Source organism: Kribbella solani, from assembly GCF_014205295.1.
Classification (GTDB): domain Bacteria; phylum Actinomycetota; class Actinomycetes; order Propionibacteriales; family Kribbellaceae; genus Kribbella; species Kribbella solani.
In genome coordinates this window covers 3,804,977-3,820,525 of the sequence record NZ_JACHNF010000001.1, presented here as the reverse complement: position 1 = coordinate 3,820,525, position 15,549 = coordinate 3,804,977, and the positions used below count along the sequence as shown (strand labels likewise).

The window sequence follows — 15,549 nt, the reverse complement described above, 5'->3', positions numbered from 1 at the left end:
CCACGACTGTCCGGTCGCGCTCACGTGGACGTCCGCGCCCTGCGCATCGGGGTTTAGGCGAAGGTCGGCGGGCCTTGCTCGATCCTGCGCAAGACTGGTTCCAGGCGGTAGAAGTCCGTGCCCCGGATCAGCTGCCGTTCGTCCCACCAGGTCGCGCCCGCCTCGGCGAGCGGCTCGATCAGGGCCCGTGCACCAGCCGGATCACCCGGACTGATCCCGCCGACAACCACGTCGTACGGCCGGCTCCGGTGCTCCCGCTCTCCGTCAAGAAACGCGACCAGCTCACGTACCTCTTCAACCGCCGGCGCATTCCCATGGTTGGCACTGGCGAACAACGGCACCGCACCGTCCCAGCGGGCCGCCCGCCGCATCGGCGCCTTCCGCGGCCAGTACCCGGCGATCCACACCGGCGGCCGCGGCCGCTGAACCGTTGCCGGCAGCAACTCAACGTCATCGACCCGGTAGTGCTTGCCGTCATGATCAACCCGATCACCCGACCAGTACGCGGCCAGCAGCCCGAGCCCCTCGTCAAGCTTCTCCGCCAGCACCTTCGGATCGGTCTCGTCCCCGAAACTCCCGAACTCGTCCTCGATCGGCCCACCAAGCCCCGCGCCGAAGATCACCCGCCCGCCGCTCACGCCGTCCAGCGTCGCCACCTGCCGCGCGAGCTGTTCCGGCCGGCGCCGCGCCACCGGCGTGACCAGCGGCCCGAGCAGAATCCGCGAAGTCGCCAGCGCCGCCGCGGTCATCAGCATCCACGGATCACCGAACGGCTGCCCGCGCCGCGACTCCTTGCTGTGTACCACGTGGTCCCACACGAACAGTGCGTCCCACCCGGCCTGTTCAGCCACGGTCGCCACCCGCGCGACCGTACGCACGTCGGCGAAGTCCCCGAAGTTCGGAATGTTGATCGAGAAGCGCATCGTCACGCGCCCAACCGTAGTTCCACAAAGGGCACGCTGTCGCCTGGTAACAGGTACGTCTCCACTTCGACGAACCCATGCGCCTTCGCGAACCGCAGCCCGTCCTCGTTGCTCGCCAGAATGTGCGTCTCCACCACCGCCGACGTCTCCGCCACCGATGTCTCCTCCGCCGGCGGCCGCACCGTCGAGCAACCGACCAGCACCTCCCCGTCGTACGCGACCTCGAGCACGTTCCGCATCATCCGCTCCCGAACCTCACCCACCGAATGGCATACCAAATGTGCTGCCTTGAGGGGTACCGTCCAGGGCGTGCGGATTCTCTATGTCGGGAACAGTTTTACGACCAACAACAACTTGCCTGGCCTGGTCAAGGGGCTGGCGGCGGCGCGTGGGATTGCGATCGAGCACAAGGTGATCTCGGTCGGGGGAGCGTCACTGCGGCAGCACCTGAACGCCGGCAAGGCGCTCGATCAGCTCAGGACCGGCGGCTTCGACACGGTCGTACTCCAAGAGCAGAGCACCCTTCCGATCAAGAGCCCGGCCCGCTTCCGCGAGAGCGCCCGGGACTTCGGCGCGGCGATCAGCGACGCGGGTCTGCGTACTGTCCTGTATCTGACCTGGGCCCGCCGAAACGCCCCGGATACCCAGCAAGCACTGACCGACGCGTACGCCGCTGCCGCCGCCGAGCTCGGCGCGACACTCGTCCCGGTCGGACCGGTCTGGGAACGGTTCCTCGCCACTCACGACCAGCCGGTGCTGCACGATTCGGACAACAGCCACCCAACCATCGCCGGCAGCTACCTGGGCGCCTGCGTCTTCCTGATCGCCCTCCTCGAAGCAGACCCGGTCGGCATCGACACCCCGGTCAAAGGCCTACCCCCGGAAACCGCCGCCCTCCTCCAGCAAGCCGCCTGGGACATCTGCACCGACCTGGCCGCCCCTTAACCCCATCGAGTACCTCGTGGCCGCCCACCTACGGCTGCAGCGCGATCGGCGGCACCTTGAGCCGATTGCTTGGCGATGCGTACGGGGTGACGGCGGGCGCACTAGCGGGCGTGCTGCGTCATTTCGCGTCGTGGAATACCAAACCGAGGGTGTGGCGCTGGCCGGAGCGGATCGCGGAGACGCCATGGCGTAGGGGCGCGGCGGACCATCCGCGAGCGGACTTCACCGGCCGATCGCGGGTCGTGAAGACCAGTCCGTGACCCTGCGGAATCAGCGTCGACGTACCCCGGGACTGCGCGCGTGGGCGCTGTTCGACCAGCAGGAATTCGCCACCGGTGTGGTCGATTCCGGGATCGTTCAGGTTGATCACGACCTGCAGCGGGAACACCTTGTCGCCGTACAGATCACGGTGCAGCGCGTTCCAGTCACCGGCGCCGTACCGCAGCAGGATCGGGGTCGGGCGCGGCTGGCCGGCGGCGTGGCAGATGTCCAGCCACTCGTCCAGGGTGTCCGGCCATTCAGCCGCCCGGCCAAGTTTGGTATACCATTCCCGCGCGATCGGCAGCAGGCGTGGATAGAGTGCCTGCCGCAACGATTCGACCGCCTCCGGGAACGGCCGGTCGAAGTACCGGTACTGTCCCTCGCCGAACCGGTGCCGGACCATGTCGATCGTGGCGCGGAAATGGCTGGCCTGCTCGTACAGGGCGGCGATGCGCGCGCACTCGCTCGGGGTGAGCAGCTGAGGCAGCAGCGCACAGCCGAGATCGTCCACCTCGGCGGTCACCACGCCCCAGTCCGCTCCGGCCACTCGTCGCTCGTACTTGTTCATACGAGTGGAACGGCTGGAAGCGCGGTCGTGTGAGGGCTGACCCGCTGAACTGCAACCATCGATCCATCCGACCCGAATGGAGACACGATGAGCGAGGACGACCTGACGAAGGCGGTACTGAAGGCGATCCACGATGGTCGCCCAGACCCGAGCGAGGCTTTTGACGTCAAGGACGGCGACAACGTGGTACACGTCCAGCCCGTCGGGGAGCTGAGCCGTCCGTCCAAACCTCGCAATGCGCCAAAGGGCAAGAGTGGCGGAAGAGCCCGCTGACCACTGCCGTTACGGCAACCTGAGCAGGCCCCAGCCCACCCCTGCTCTCGGCTGGTCCCTACACCTGCTCCAGTACGGTGATCGGCGCCAGCATGGTCTTGTGGTCGAGTGGTTGTTCGCGGGTCGTGAGCATCTTCAAGAACACCTGTAGGCCGGGTACGACGTACTCCGAATCGAGCCGGATGTCGCGACTCGCCAGCCCGGTCCGCCCGACCACCTCCGCGTGGAACGGCACCCGCGCATCCTCGGTCGGCTTCACCAGTTGCAACGTGACCAGTACGCCATCGCAGCGGTACCGCACCACAACGGTCGACCCGACCCGCTCGACCGCGACGGGCCCAGGTTCGCCAGGCGCGAGCCGTTGCGCCAGATCCGCGGCGTGGATGCCGTAGAAGAAGATCCCGCTGTACTCACTGTCCGGATCCGCCGGCCCGGTGACAGTGACTGCCTGCAACTCGCCGACCTGTGCCGCCTCAGCCGCGAGAGCATCCGCATCCGCGACCCACCGCACCGCCGAGTACGACGTGACCGGCGTACCCGACTGCTCCGCCGCCGCAAGAATCGCCCGCGCGTCTGCCGTACTCGCAGCCAGCGGCTTGTCGACCCAGACTGGTATACCAGCCGCCAGGAACGGTACGGCGTGCTCGCGATGCAATGCGCCGTCGCGATTGGTCGCGATCAACGCGTCGACGCTGCCGATCAGCTCCGCCGAGGTCGGCACGATCTGACCGATCCCGCCCGCGGCCGCCAGCTTGCGGTTCCGTTCGTCGTCGGCACCCACCAGCGCCACGATGCGGGCGGCATCCGAGATCTCCTCGACGTTCAGGTGGCGGATGATTTCGTCGGCGTGGCTGTTCTCGGTACCGACCAGGGCGACGCGGAGCGGCATGCGTCAGTCCTCCTTGATCTCGACGGGACGCCCGGCGCGGGCCGATTCGTAGACGGCGAGCACGGTCGCGAGCGACCGGCGCCCGGCCTCCACCGGCACCATCGGCGCGCGCCCCTCGCGGACGGCGGCGATGAAGTCGCGGTACTGCGCGAGGTGCGCCAGCTCAACCGCTCCCCAATCGCTCGGACCGTCGAGGACCGGAGCTTTTGGTATACCGGCGTCAGCCGAAGCGAAGTACGCAAGCTCGTCGTCGTCCAGTACCGCGGTGCCCTGATCACCGTGGATCGTCAACCGAACCGGACGCCCCGGGTACGCGGCCGTACTGGCGAGCATCAAGCCGATCGCCCCACTCTCGAAGCGGATCGACGCGCCGGCCAGGTCTTCGACCTCGATCCCTTCGTGCGCGAGCCGGCCGGTCTGCGCGCTGACTTCGACCGGACGGCCGAGCATCCAGACCAGCAGGTCGAGAGCGTGGATGCCCTGGTTCATCAGCGCGCCACCACCGTCGACCGCGAGCGTGCCGCGCCAGTCGTCGCCGTCGTAGTACGACTGCGGGCGGAAGAACGCCGACTCGGCGATCCCGGAGGTGACCCGGCCGAGCGCGCCGGTGTCGATCGCGGCCCGGATCTGCGCGACCGGCGGCTGGAAGCGGCGCTGGCTGATCACCGACACGGTCAGACCGGTCGACCGTTGCGCGGCGAGCAGCCGATCGGCGGCAGCGAGCGTGATGTCGACCGGCTTCTCGACGATCACGTGCTTTCCGGCGTGCAGCGCCTCGATCGCGACGTCCGCGTGCAGTGCGCTCGGCAAGCAGATCCCGACCGCGTCGAGCTCCCCCGCCGCGTACGCCTCCGCCGGATCGGCGTACGCGCGACCGCCGTACTGCTCGACCAGCTTCCCGGCCCGCTCGAGATCGCGATCGACAACCGCGACCAGTTCGGCTTCGTTGCCGAGGGCTTCGATCAGACGAGCATGTACGGCACCGATCACACCGGCACCGATCAAGGCGAAACGCATAGGACCTTCTCTCCGATCACGGACGGTTTGGATCGTCGGTTGCCCAGGGCAAAGGTATACCGTCGCTCTCCGCGGACTGCTGCGCCAACAGGGCGAGGCGGGTGGCGAGCAGGCTCTGAGCGGTGGTGATGTCCGGCTCGTTGCCTGCGGCAAGCGCCTGGATTGGCAACTCGGCGGGGCGAAAACCCTTCGGCAGTGGCAGGTCGTGCGGCGCCAGGTCGGTTGTCGTCAGCTTCAGGCGGTTACGGGCCCAGAGCAACTCCGCCGTACCTTCCGTACCGACGAGCTTCATCCGATAGTCCCCGTGTACGGGCGAACCGGCCGGCGTCAGCCAATCGACCCCCGCCGTGACCAGTACGCCGGGACCGCTGAGCGTCGCCGCCCCGTACCGAGGCCAGGCCGGATTTCCGGCGAGCGATCCGCTGACCGTACCGCCGGTCAGACCAGTGAACAGAAGCGCGGCGTCGAGGTCGTGTACGGACAGGTCGTTGAGCAGACCGCCGTACCGCGCACGGTCGAAGAACCAGGCCGGCCGGGTCGGGCGGTTGAGTTTGTGCGGCCCGGAGGAGGTGACGCCGTGGATGGTGCCGAGTTGGCCCGAGCGGACGATCTCGAGCGCGGCGAGGGTGACGGGGTAGTACCGCTTCTCCAGCAGGAGGGTGACGTGGCGGCCGGTTCGGCGTACGGCGGCGGTGATCGCGTCCAGGTCTTCGAGCGTCGTGCACAGCGGTTTGTCGGCGATCACATGCGCGCCGGCGTCGAGTGCGTCGACGACCACCCGGCCACGGTCGCTGTAGATCCCCGCGACCATCACCACATCGGGCTGGGTCTCGTCGAGCAGTTGCCGGTGGTCGGTGAAGACCTTCGCCTCGTACGGCGTTGCCCACCGTTCGGCGGTGGTGCGATCCGGGTCGGATACCGCGACCAATTGGACGTCATCGCGCTCGTCGACCTCGGTGGTCGCGTAGGCGACGTGCGGATGAGCGGCGCCGGCAATCGCGATCCGAGTCATGTCCGTGATTCCAGCATGCAACCGGTTGCACGTCAACGGCCCTGACCACCTCAGGCGACCATCCCACCCCGAACCGCCGTAGTACCCCGAACCACCAAATGCGTCCCAATCCGCACACACTCCCCACCGCCCCCATCTTCTCCGGCGCGACCTCCGGCAGCACCGCTCGCACCCGCGGCGGCGGCGCCCTCACCCCCGGCAGCCGCGTCTGCCGGTCGGCCGTCGGGGGACTGCAGGAGGGTGATGAGGAGCTGGGCGGCCGCCGCGCCCGCGCTTGCCGCGCCGGCCGAGACCGTCGTGAGCGCGGGCGTGGTGAGCGCGGCGAGCGTGTCATCGCACCCGACCAGACTGAAATCCGCCGGCACCGAGATCCCTCGCACCTCCAGCCCGGCCAGCACCCCCTGCGACACCACATCGTCGAACGCGATCGCCGCCGTCGCACCGGACCGTACGATCGCCGACACCGATTCCCGCCCCGCCGCATAACTCGGCCGCCCGGTTTCGATCACCTCGACGGTCAGTCCGGCTTGCTCGGAAACGCGCGCCAACGTCGTACGCCGCTGACCGTCCGACCACGAATCCCGCGGCCCGGCCAGGTACGCGAGCCGCTGGTGACCGAGCTTTTTCAGCAGCAGCACGGCTTCGGTCATCCCGCCGGACGAGTCGATCAGCACCCGCGCGATCCCGTCGAGATCACGGTTCACCAGTACGACCGGGCGGGTCGCGGCGAGTTCGCGGATCAGCTGCTCGGACAGCCGCGGCGACGCCAGTACGAACCCCTCGACCTGCGGCGCGAGCCGCGCGATCAGCTTTGCCTCCCGCTCCGCGGACTCGTCCGAATCGCCGAGAAACACCGCCAGATCGGCCGTCTCTGCCGCCAGTTGCAGGCTCCGGACCAGCGGCGGGAAGAACGGGTTCGCGATGTCCGGTACGACCACCGCGATGTTCCCGAACCGTCCGGTCGACAGCGCCCGCGCCGCCTGATTGCCCACGTACCCAAGCCGCGCCGCGGTCGTCAGCACCTGCTCCACGGTCGCCGGACTGAGCAACTGCGGCCGCGTGAACGCCCGCGAAACCGTCGACCGCGAAACCCGGGCCGCCGCCGCCACGTCCCCGATCGTAACCCCCGCCACCCGCCCAACCCGAGACGCCATCCCACCACCCTAACCGGCCTCTGCAACCGGTTGCACCCTTCGCCGCCTTTTGGGGCCGGACCTCCCCCACTCACCAACTCGCCGCGACCGCCTTCCCCCACGCTCACGAGGCCTCACGACCGCGGCTCCGGACGGCCTTGGTGAGTGTTGGAGGTCCGCTGTCGGCGTGGCGGCGGGTGGAGGCTTCATTGCGGGGCCCGAACGAGTAACACTGGGGGTAGGCGAACTCCCGGTTGGAGGCCCGGCGATGGGGCACTGGGTGAGCATGGTCGACATCGAGCTGCGGTACGTCCGGATCTGGCGGGCAGCGGTCGGCGTGCTGGCCGGGATCGGGGTGCTGGCCGCGCTGGTGTTCGTGTCGCCGGGGACGAACCTGGTGGCGTTCCTGGTGGCGGCGCTGACCTCCGGCGCCGTCTGTCTGAGCATCGGGCTCGGCCGGGACCTCCCGTCTGGTGACCTGGTGCAGCTGGTTCCGCGCTGGGGTGTGCTCGGCGGGTTGATGGTGCTGGCGGTCTGCGGGTTCGCCGCCGCGGTCGGTGCAGGCACGCTGGCGCTGCTGGCCCTCATCGCCGCGGTGTCGCCGCCCGCGATGAGCTGGTTGCGTTCGGGGCGCACGGAGGTGGAAGCGCACGCACATGCGCGTACGTCCGCGCACGCCTGGTCGGACGACCACCGTCCGCAGGCACAATCGCACGATCGCGCCGGCCGTACCCAAAGCCGGTCCGAGCGGCGCGCTCGAAGCCGGGCTGAGCGCCGCGCCCAAGGCCGGGCTGAGCGGCACTCCGAGAGCCGCTCCGACAACCCTGCCCAGAGCCGATCCGATCGCCGCGCCGAGCGCCGGTCCGAGCGCCGGTCCGAGCGCCGGTCCGAGCGCCGCGCCGGGGCCAGGCGGTCGCGGATGAAGTTGCCCAAGGCACCGGATCGGCGGCCCGAGGTGTTCGGCGCCGGGGTTCGTCCGGTGGCGGACTGGCCGTTGCCGAAGTACTTGTCGGCGGTCGTCCGGAGCGTCGGCGAGCTGACCGACGACGAGTTGTGCTTGGCTTGGCGACGGAGCTTCACCCAGCTCCAGCGGGCCGTGAGTGCGGACCGTCGCCAGGCGATGGTCGACGTACGGCGTGCCTACCTGGACGAGCTGGAGCACCGGCATCCCGATTCGTTCGCCACCTGGCTGGCCTCGAATCCGCGGGCGGCCGGCAACCCGGCCCGCTTCTTCACCCACCGCGCCGATCACTGACCCGTCCGAACCGGCCGATCGCCGGCCCGATCACCGTAGTGACCCAGCACTGTGCCGACTCGAGGGAGAGACTGTGCCGTGAGCCACCCGGAAACCGAGAGAACCCAGCGTACGTTCTTCGGGCATCCGCCAGTGCTCGCGAACCTGTTCGGCGTCGAGCTGTGGGAACGCTTCTCGTTCTACGGCATGCAAGGCATCTTGCTGATCTACCTGTACTACTCCGCCGACCGCGGTGGTCTCGGCATCGACGAGGGCACGGCGACGAGCATCGTCGGCGCGTACGGCGGTTTGGTATACCTGTCGACGATCCTCGGCGCCTGGCTCGCGGATCGGCTGTTCGGTGCCGAGCGCACCTTGTTCTACAGCGCGACCGTCGTGATGGCCGGTCACATCGCGCTGGCAGTGATCCCCGGTCTGGGTGGGGTCGCCGTCGGCCTGGTCATGATCGCGCTCGGCAGTGGCGGTGTGAAGGCGAATGCGACCTCCCTGGTCGGCACCCTGTACGCGGCCGACGACGATCGGCGCGACGGCGGGTTCTCGCTGTTCTACCTCGGCATCAACCTCGGTGCACTGGTCGGACCGCTGCTGACCGGCCTGCTGCAGAAGAACGTCGGGTTCCACTACGGGTTCGGTCTGGCGGCGGTCGGGATGTTCCTCGGCATCGTCCAGTACGGCGCGGGCCGGCGCCGGTTGAGCGCCGCCGCGCGCGAGGTACCCAATCCGCTTCCGGCCGAGGACGGACGCAAGGTCGCGCTGATCGCGGGCGCGGTGCTCGTGGTGGTCGTCGCGCTGCTGGTCTCGGGCGTACTGCCCGCGTCCCGGTTCGCGACCGCGGTTGCGGTGGTCAGCGCGATCGCCGCGGTCATCTACTTCGCGGTCATCCTCACCAGCAAGCAGCTGACCGAGGTGGAGCGGAAGCGCGTGCAGGCCTTCATCCCGCTGTTCATTGCCAGTGCGGCGTTCTGGTCGCTGTACCAGCAGCAGTTCACGGTCGTGACGATCTACTCCGACCAGCGGCTGAATCGGACCATCTTCGGCTGGCAGATGCCGGTGTCGTTCGTGCAGTCGATCAACCCGGTGATGATCATCGTGCTGTCCGGTGTGTTCGCGGCGCTGTGGACGAAGCTCGGTCCGCGGCAGCCGTCGACGCCGGTCAAGTTCAGTCTCGGGCTGTCGGTGATGGGCGTCGCGTTCCTGCTCTTCCTGACGATGGCCGGCGGTGGCCCGAACAGCGCGCCGCTGCTCGGGCTGGCCGGCATCCTGCTGGTGTTCACGATCGCCGAGTTGCTGCTCTCGCCGGTCGGTCTCTCCTTGTCGACAAAACTCGCGCCGGACGCGTTCCGTACCCAGATGGTCGCGTTGTTCTTCCTGTCGGTCGCATTGGGTACGGCGATGTCCGGCGTGCTGTCGAAGTTCTACAGCACCGACCACGAAGCGGCGTACTTCGGTGTCATCGGTGCGGTCGCGCTGGTACTGGGCGGGGCAGTGGCGTTGGGCGTTCGCCCGATCCGGCGGCTGATGAGCGGCGTGCACTGAAGGCCGTACGCAGGTCCGCTCCGATCAGTTCGACCGCGTGCCGGCCGGCGGAGAGTACGCCCGGGAAGTTCAGGAACGCGTGCATCGTGTCGGCGTACTCGACCAGTCGGGTGGGTACGCCGTCGTGGTGCAGCCGGTCCGCGTACGCGACGGCGTCGGGGCGCAACGAGTCGCGTCCGGCGGCGAGGATGAGCGCCGGCGGTAGACCCGCGAGCCTGGTCGCGCGCAGTGGTATACCAAACGCCGGGACATGATCGTTGGCTTCGGCACCGAAGTACCACTCGTGCCAATCCTCGTCCGGATGCAGGTCGAGCGTCGGGTAGCAGAGCAGCTGCCGGTCGGGGAGCGGCGTACCGAGCTCGCGCGCCAGCAAGCACGCCCCGGCCGCGAGCGCGGCGCCCGCGCTCTGCCCACCGACAGCGATCCGCCCATCGCCGTCAAGGTTCGTCCGGAGCCAGCCGAGCGTGTCGTGTACGTCGTGAAGCCCTGCCGGGTAAGGGTTTTCAGGCGCCAGCCGGTAGTTGAGCGAGACAACGGTAACGTTGCCGTTGGCAGCGATCCCGGACGCCGCGTACTCGATGTCGCGCAGATGGCCACCGATGAACCCGCCGCCGTGCAGCCAGAGCACGATCGGCCGCGGCCGGGTCGCGTGCCGGTATACCATCGCCTGCAGCGTACGACCAGGCAACGCGATCTCGATCTCCTCGACCGAAACCCGTGGATCACGCTCACCCGCGAGCACCGGATCCGGAAGGTCCTCCCGGTCCAGGAGCAGGGCTTCGTACGGATCAGCGGCCGGGTATCCCGGCAGATCGGCAAGGTGCTTCAGTACCGCATCGGTCTCGGCGCCGAATTCCGCGCTGTCGACGAGTTCGGATCTCATCCAGCCACCGCTTTCGGGAACAAGTGCCGAGCCGCGTGCCCGAACAAGACCCCATCCGGCGTCGTGGACACGTACTCGGCCAGCGCGCCGATGCCACCGTCGTACCCACCGCCGGTCGCCGGGTCCGCCCAGGCGCGCTCGTCGTACCGCTCGATCTCCGCGACCAGCGCCGCGCCAACTTTGGTATACCGGTGCAGCAGCAGCTCCGACGGAATCCTCCGCCCGGCCTCGACTCCGCCGAAGTTCAGCGCACTCCCGATCTCCGCCGTCTCCCACCGCGGATCCAGGCTCCAGTGCAGCCGCCCCACCGCGGCATCCCGCAGTACGGCCAAGGTGATCTCGTCCCACATCAACACATGCGCGACCAGGTCATGCAGCGAGTCGCAAAAATGCCCGAGCGGCCCGTCATTGACCTCGTACGCGGCCCGCAGCTCCTCCTCGTTCTTTCCCTCGACCAGCCCCACCAACAATTCCTGATCCCGCCGAACCATCCCGGCCGCCTGCGCCGGCGTCGTAGTCGCAATCCGCATACCGAAAACCAACCACCCCCACGCCCGAACCCCCGCCGGATTGCACAATCCCGGCAATCCGCGCGGCGACGGCCCGGCGGTCAGTCCTCGGTGAGGCGGTGGAGGAGGTGGGCGAGGGTTTCTTGTTCGGCTGGGGTGAGGCGGGCGAGTTGGGTGGCCATCACGGAGCGGCGTTTTTCCCGGAGGGTGGTGAGGATCTGGCGGCCGGCGGGGGTGAGGTCGACCAGGGTGGCGCGGCGGTCGTTCGGGTCCGGGTGGCGGGCGACCAGGCCGGCGGTTTCCAGATCGTCGACCACTGAGGTGGCCGAGCGCGGGACGATGCCGAGTTGGGCGGCCAGCTCGCTCAGGCGGAGCGCCCGGCCGGCGCGATCGAGCGTACGCAGCACCCGGAACTGACCGTGCGTGACGCTGTCCTTGAAGCCCTCCCGGGAGCCACGGCGCTGGCGGCGGACGATGCCGTCCAGCAGGGCGGCGATCTGTTCCGCGGTGTCATCGGGAGCGGGCATGTGCAGAGCCTAGTGAACGAGTCGCCGCGTACGCGCCGGCTGGCCGTCGTGCCCGCGGGAACAAATCCGGATGTTGTGAGGTTTGCTCATAGTGAGTTAATCTCAGCATATCTCGGACCGGAAGGAACTGCATGTCACAACTCTCTGGACTTCCGGGCGGGGGCGGTGGGCGCGCGATGCGCTCGCTGATGAAGGATTCCTCCGTCCGGCATCACAAGCTCAGCGCGGGCACGCTGCGCCGGATCCTCGGCTTCGCCCGCCCGTACCGCGGCTATCTGGCCGCCTTTCTCGCCCTCGTCGCGCTCGACGCCGGCACCGGCGCGGTCACCCCGCTGCTGTTCCGCGCGATCATCGACCGCGGCATCGTCCCGCGGAACGCCGAGGTCGTCGTCTGGCTGGCCCTCGTCGTCGCGCTGCTCGCCCTGGTCAACGGCGCGGTCACGCTCGCCGAGCGCTGGTTCTCGGCGCGGATCGGCGAAGGACTCGTGTACGACCTGCGGACCAAGGTTTTCGACCATGTCCAGCAACTACCGGTCGCGTTCTTCAGCCGTACCCAGACCGGCGCGCTGATCCAGCGCCTGAACGGTGACGTCCTCGGCGCCCAGCAGGCGTTCACGTCCACCTTGTCCAACGTGGTCAGCAATCTGCTCAGCGTCACGCTCGTACTGGCCGCGATGTTCGTGATGTCGTGGAAGATCACGCTGCTCGCCCTGGTCGTGCTCCCGCTGTTCGTCATCCCGGCCCGGCTGCTGGCCGGAAAGTTGCGTGAGGCAACAGCCGAGACGTACCGGCTGAACGCCACCATGGCGCAGACCATGACCGAGCGGTTCAACGTCGCGGGCGCGGTGCTGGCCAAGGTGTTCGGGCGTACGCAGGACTCGTCGAAGGACTTTGCCGGCAAGGCCGCGCGGGTCCGCGACATCGGTGTCACGACCGCGATGTACGGCAGCATCTTCCGCGTCTCGCTGACGCTGGTCGCGGCGCTCGCGGTCGCCCTGGTGTACGGCGTGGGCGGGATCTTCGCGGTCGAAGGAGCGCTCGGGATCGGTACGGTCGTCGCGCTGACCGCCTACCTGAACCGGCTGTACGGCCCGCTCACCGCGCTGTCCAACATCCAGGTCGACGTGATGACCACGCTGGTCAGCTTCGAGCGCGTACTCGAGGTACTCGATCTGCCGCCGATGGTCGCGGATCGTGACGACGCGAAGGAACTGCCGCGTACGGCCGAGCCGTCGATCGAGTTCGACCACGTGTCGTTCCATTACCCGTCGGCCTCGGAAGTCTCGCTTGCGTCGCTCGAATCGGTGGCGACGTTGTCCGCTGAGACCGGTGACGAGGTGCTGAAGGACGTCACGTTCACCGTCGAGCCTGGTCAGCTGGTCGCTGTGGTCGGCCCGTCCGGTGCCGGCAAGTCGACGCTGTCGTCGCTGGTATCCCGGATGTACGACGCTACTGGCGGAGCCGTACTTGTCGGTGGTCAGGACGTACGCGCCGTGACTCAGAGCTCGCTGCGCCGGGTGATCGGCGTGGTCACGCAGGACTCGCACATGTACCACGACACGATCCGCGCGAACCTGCAGCTGGCCCGGCCGGACGCTACCGATGCCGAACTGCATGAGGCGCTTGAGGCGGCGCAGATCGCGACTCTTGTCGACAATCTACCGGACGGTCTGGACACGGTGGTCGGCGATCGCGGGTACCGGCTCTCCGGTGGTGAACGGCAACGGCTCGCCATCGCGCGGTTGCTGCTCAAGTCGCCGTCGATCGTGATCCTGGACGAGGCAACCGCGCACCTCGACTCCGAATCCGAGGCCGCCGTCCAGACCGCGCTGGCGAACGCGCTGGTCGGGCGTACGTCGCTGGTGATCGCGCACCGATTGTCAACAATCCGCAACGCCGACATCATCCTGGTCCTGGCCGACGGCGAGATCCGCGAGCGCGGCACCCACGAGGAACTACTGGCGCACGGCGGCTTGTACGCCGACCTGTACGACACCCAATTCACCAAAGCCGCCTAACCGCACACGCTGTACTAACCGCTGACCGCGACGCAACCGTTGTCCTACGACACCGCGACGGCCGCAAGCAGGTATCTCTCACCGCCGGGCGACCGTTCACGTGGACAATCGACGGATGAGCTTCGTCATCGGGGTCGACATCGGTACCGGCAGTACGAAGGCTGTCCTCTGCACGCTCGACGGCGAGGTCGTCGCGGTCGCCCGCCGCGACCACGCCCCAAATCTGCCACGACCGGGCTGGGCAGAGATGGACCCCATCCACGACTGGTGGACTCAGGTAACAGAAGTCCTAACCGAACTAACCACCAACGCAAACGCCACCAACGCCTTTGGTGACACGGCCGGTGGCGAGGGCTTCGCCCGTGGCGTCGGTGACGCTGGGTTGAGTGGTGGGGTTGGGGGTGCTGGTGGTGGGGAGGTTGTTGGTGTTTGTGTTTCTGGGCTTGGGCCGTGTGTGGTTCAGGCTGATGGTGAGCTGGTGCCGCGTCGGCCGGCGATCTTGTATGGGATCGACAGTCGGGCGACCCGTGAAATTGCTGAGCTGACCGAGCAGCTCGGCGCTGAGGCGATCCTTGAGCGGTGTGGGAAGGAGCTCTCCAGTCAGGCGATCGGCCCGAAGCTGGCCTGGTTGCGTCGGGACGCGGGGGATGGGTGGCGCCCGGACGACCGGTGGTTCAGCGCACACACGTACGTCATCGCCCGACTCACAGGCGAATGGGTGCTCGATCACCACACGGCCAGCCAGTGCGACCCGTTCTACGACATTCACCAACAGGACTGGGCCACCGACTGGGTCGACGCGGTGCTGCCTGGCCTCGTGTTGCCGCCGCTGGTCTGGCCGTACGAACAGGTTGGCGTGGTCCACGAAGCAGCAGCCGCGGCGACCGGCCTCGCGGTCGGAACGCCCGTCATCGCGGGCACTGTCGACGCCTGGGCCGAGGCGTTCAGCGTCGGCGTACGACGTCCTGGCGATCTGATGCTCATGTACGGATCGACGATGTTCTTCGTGCAGGTCCTCCCGGCGCCGACCAGTGTCCGCGGTCTCTGGACCACGTCCGGCGTCGAACCGGGATCGCACACCCTCGCGGCCGGCATGGCGACGTCGGGGTCGATCACGACCTGGCTGCAGGAGCTGACCGGTGGTATACCATTTGCGACCCTCCTCGCCGAGGCGGCCGCGATCCCTGCCGGGAGTGAAGGTTTGGTACTCCTGCCGTACTTCGGCGGCGAACGCACCCCCATCTACGATCCGCTCGCACGCGGCGTGATCGCCGGCCTGACCTTGCGGCACGGGCGCGGACATTTGCTCAGGGCAACGTACGAGGGAATCGCCTGTGGAGTACGCCAAATCCTCGACACGTTCACTGGTACGGAACGCGTGGTCGCGGTCGGTGGTGGTACGCAGGGCGGGCTCTGGGCGCAGATCGTCAGCGATGTCACCGGGGTCGAACAGGTGGTCCCGCGGCAGACGATCGGTGCGTCGTACGGCGACGCGCTGCTCGCCGCGATCGGGATCGGGGCGGTGCCGCCGGACACTGATTGGACCCAAGCCGATCACGTTGTCGTGCCCGATCCTTCGACGGCGCGGACGTACGAGACCTTGCTGCGGACGTACACCGAGCTGTACCCGGCAACCCGCGACCAGATCCATCGCCTAGCCGAGCAGTAGTCCGTACCAACAGGCAGTGGCAACCAGCCACCGCGCCAACAGGCACGCGCGAACAGGCACGCGGCGGGAGGTACGTGGCGGGAGGTACGTGGCAGCCGGTGCGCGGCGGCAGGTACGTGGCGGCAGGTGTG

The 15,549-nt window shown here is 68.3% G+C and carries 16 protein-coding genes; 6 read left to right on the top strand and 10 right to left on the bottom strand.

What is annotated here, in order from left to right:
- Positions 1–53 precede the first annotated feature (53 nt).
- Positions 54–923, bottom strand: a complete 870-nt coding sequence (locus tag HDA44_RS17260; protein ID WP_184843765.1) for an LLM class flavin-dependent oxidoreductase — start codon at positions 921–923, stop codon at positions 54–56.
- Between the two features lie 2 nt (positions 924–925).
- Positions 926–1,165 carry a hypothetical protein gene (locus tag HDA44_RS17255; protein ID WP_184835635.1) on the bottom strand — a complete coding sequence of 80 codons (240 nt, stop codon included), beginning with the start codon at positions 1,163–1,165 and terminating at the stop codon, positions 926–928.
- A 67-nt stretch (positions 1,166–1,232) separates the two neighbouring features.
- On the opposite strand from HDA44_RS17255, the gene HDA44_RS17250 reads away from it, so the two are divergent.
- Complete coding sequence (locus tag HDA44_RS17250; protein ID WP_184835633.1) at positions 1,233–1,868, top strand: SGNH/GDSL hydrolase family protein; 636 nt, start codon at positions 1,233–1,235, stop codon at positions 1,866–1,868.
- Positions 1,869–1,986: 118 nt separating this feature from the next.
- Here HDA44_RS17250 and HDA44_RS17245 read toward each other — a convergent pair whose 3' ends face one another.
- Positions 1,987–2,697, bottom strand: coding sequence for a 2OG-Fe(II) oxygenase (locus HDA44_RS17245; protein WP_184835631.1), 711 nt, complete (start codon positions 2,695–2,697; stop codon positions 1,987–1,989).
- Between the two features lie 87 nt (positions 2,698–2,784).
- Between HDA44_RS17245 and HDA44_RS17240 the strand changes: the two genes are divergently transcribed.
- Positions 2,785–2,970: a hypothetical protein gene (locus HDA44_RS17240; RefSeq protein WP_184835629.1), complete on the top strand. Its 186-nt coding sequence runs from the start codon at positions 2,785–2,787 to the stop codon at positions 2,968–2,970.
- A gap of 58 nt (positions 2,971–3,028) precedes the next feature.
- Here HDA44_RS17240 and HDA44_RS17235 read toward each other — a convergent pair whose 3' ends face one another.
- The 4 genes from HDA44_RS17235 to HDA44_RS17220 are packed head-to-tail and all read right to left on the bottom strand — an operon-like array spanning position 3,029 to position 6,997.
- Positions 3,029–3,859 carry a Gfo/Idh/MocA family oxidoreductase gene (locus HDA44_RS17235; protein ID WP_184835626.1) on the bottom strand — a complete coding sequence of 277 codons (831 nt, stop codon included), beginning with the start codon at positions 3,857–3,859 and terminating at the stop codon, positions 3,029–3,031.
- A gap of 3 nt (positions 3,860–3,862) precedes the next feature.
- A complete protein-coding gene (locus tag HDA44_RS17230; RefSeq protein ID WP_184835624.1) occupies positions 3,863–4,876 on the bottom strand; it encodes a Gfo/Idh/MocA family protein in 1,014 nt (337 codons plus the stop codon).
- Positions 4,877–4,892: 16 nt separating this feature from the next.
- Positions 4,893–5,888 carry a Gfo/Idh/MocA family protein gene (locus tag HDA44_RS17225; protein ID WP_184835622.1) on the bottom strand — a complete coding sequence of 332 codons (996 nt, stop codon included), beginning with the start codon at positions 5,886–5,888 and terminating at the stop codon, positions 4,893–4,895.
- A 50-nt stretch (positions 5,889–5,938) separates the two neighbouring features.
- Entirely contained in the window at positions 5,939–6,997 is a 1,059-nt protein-coding gene (locus tag HDA44_RS17220; RefSeq protein ID WP_337906074.1) for a LacI family DNA-binding transcriptional regulator, read from the bottom strand.
- Positions 6,998–7,289: 292 nt separating this feature from the next.
- On the opposite strand from HDA44_RS17220, the gene HDA44_RS17215 reads away from it, so the two are divergent.
- Positions 7,290–8,276 carry a hypothetical protein gene (locus HDA44_RS17215; RefSeq protein WP_184835618.1) on the top strand — a complete coding sequence of 329 codons (987 nt, stop codon included), beginning with the start codon at positions 7,290–7,292 and terminating at the stop codon, positions 8,274–8,276.
- A 78-nt stretch (positions 8,277–8,354) separates the two neighbouring features.
- A complete protein-coding gene (locus tag HDA44_RS17210) occupies positions 8,355–9,812 on the top strand; it encodes a peptide MFS transporter (protein WP_184835616.1) in 1,458 nt (485 codons plus the stop codon).
- Here HDA44_RS17210 and HDA44_RS17205 read toward each other — a convergent pair.
- The 3 genes from HDA44_RS17205 to HDA44_RS17195 all read right to left on the bottom strand — a co-directional run bounded on the left by HDA44_RS17205 (position 9,727) and on the right by HDA44_RS17195 (position 11,731).
- Positions 9,727–10,695 (bottom strand): alpha/beta hydrolase, encoded by a 969-nt coding sequence (locus HDA44_RS17205; protein ID WP_184835614.1) that lies wholly within the window; start codon positions 10,693–10,695, stop codon positions 9,727–9,729. The genes HDA44_RS17210 and HDA44_RS17205 overlap by 86 nt on opposite strands.
- Positions 10,692–11,225 carry a hypothetical protein gene (locus HDA44_RS17200; protein WP_184835612.1) on the bottom strand — a complete coding sequence of 178 codons (534 nt, stop codon included), beginning with the start codon at positions 11,223–11,225 and terminating at the stop codon, positions 10,692–10,694. The genes HDA44_RS17205 and HDA44_RS17200 overlap by 4 nt, the downstream gene beginning before the upstream one ends.
- 80 nt (positions 11,226–11,305) lie before the next feature.
- Entirely contained in the window at positions 11,306–11,731 is a 426-nt protein-coding gene (locus HDA44_RS17195; RefSeq protein WP_184835610.1) for a MarR family winged helix-turn-helix transcriptional regulator, read from the bottom strand.
- 176 nt (positions 11,732–11,907) lie between these two features.
- Between HDA44_RS17195 and HDA44_RS17190 the strand changes: the two genes are divergently transcribed.
- Both HDA44_RS17190 and HDA44_RS17185 read left to right on the top strand, forming a co-directional pair.
- Positions 11,908–13,749 carry an ABC transporter ATP-binding protein gene (locus HDA44_RS17190; RefSeq protein WP_238352473.1) on the top strand — a complete coding sequence of 614 codons (1,842 nt, stop codon included), beginning with the start codon at positions 11,908–11,910 and terminating at the stop codon, positions 13,747–13,749.
- Positions 13,750–13,864: 115 nt separating this feature from the next.
- Entirely contained in the window at positions 13,865–15,418 is a 1,554-nt protein-coding gene (locus HDA44_RS17185; RefSeq protein ID WP_184835606.1) for an FGGY-family carbohydrate kinase, read from the top strand.
- Positions 15,419–15,549: the final 131 nt, after the last annotated feature.

Excerpts from the sequence above, each read along its gene's own strand:
- HDA44_RS17240 (WP_184835629.1), top strand. The coding sequence starts at position 2,785 with ATGAGCGAGGACGACCTGACGAAGGCGGTACTGAAGGCGATCCACGAT.
- HDA44_RS17215 (WP_184835618.1), top strand. The coding sequence starts at position 7,290 with ATGGGGCACTGGGTGAGCATGGTCGACATCGAGCTGCGGTACGTCCGG.
- HDA44_RS17235 (WP_184835626.1), bottom strand. The coding sequence starts at position 3,859 with ATGCCGCTCCGCGTCGCCCTGGTCGGTACCGAGAACAGCCACGCCGAC.
- HDA44_RS17225 (WP_184835622.1), bottom strand. The coding sequence starts at position 5,888 with ATGACTCGGATCGCGATTGCCGGCGCCGCTCATCCGCACGTCGCCTAC.
- HDA44_RS17230 (WP_184835624.1), bottom strand. The coding sequence starts at position 4,876 with ATGCGTTTCGCCTTGATCGGTGCCGGTGTGATCGGTGCCGTACATGCT.
- HDA44_RS17200 (WP_184835612.1), bottom strand. The coding sequence starts at position 11,225 with ATGCGGATTGCGACTACGACGCCGGCGCAGGCGGCCGGGATGGTTCGG.
- HDA44_RS17245 (WP_184835631.1), bottom strand. The coding sequence starts at position 2,697 with ATGAACAAGTACGAGCGACGAGTGGCCGGAGCGGACTGGGGCGTGGTG.
- HDA44_RS17190 (WP_238352473.1), top strand. The coding sequence starts at position 11,908 with ATGCGCTCGCTGATGAAGGATTCCTCCGTCCGGCATCACAAGCTCAGC.
- HDA44_RS17185 (WP_184835606.1), top strand. The coding sequence starts at position 13,865 with ATGAGCTTCGTCATCGGGGTCGACATCGGTACCGGCAGTACGAAGGCT.
- HDA44_RS17255 (WP_184835635.1), bottom strand. The coding sequence starts at position 1,165 with ATGATGCGGAACGTGCTCGAGGTCGCGTACGACGGGGAGGTGCTGGTC.
- HDA44_RS17260 (WP_184843765.1), bottom strand. The coding sequence starts at position 923 with ATGCGCTTCTCGATCAACATTCCGAACTTCGGGGACTTCGCCGACGTG.
- HDA44_RS17195 (WP_184835610.1), bottom strand. The coding sequence starts at position 11,731 with ATGCCCGCTCCCGATGACACCGCGGAACAGATCGCCGCCCTGCTGGAC.
- HDA44_RS17205 (WP_184835614.1), bottom strand. The coding sequence starts at position 10,695 with ATGAGATCCGAACTCGTCGACAGCGCGGAATTCGGCGCCGAGACCGAT.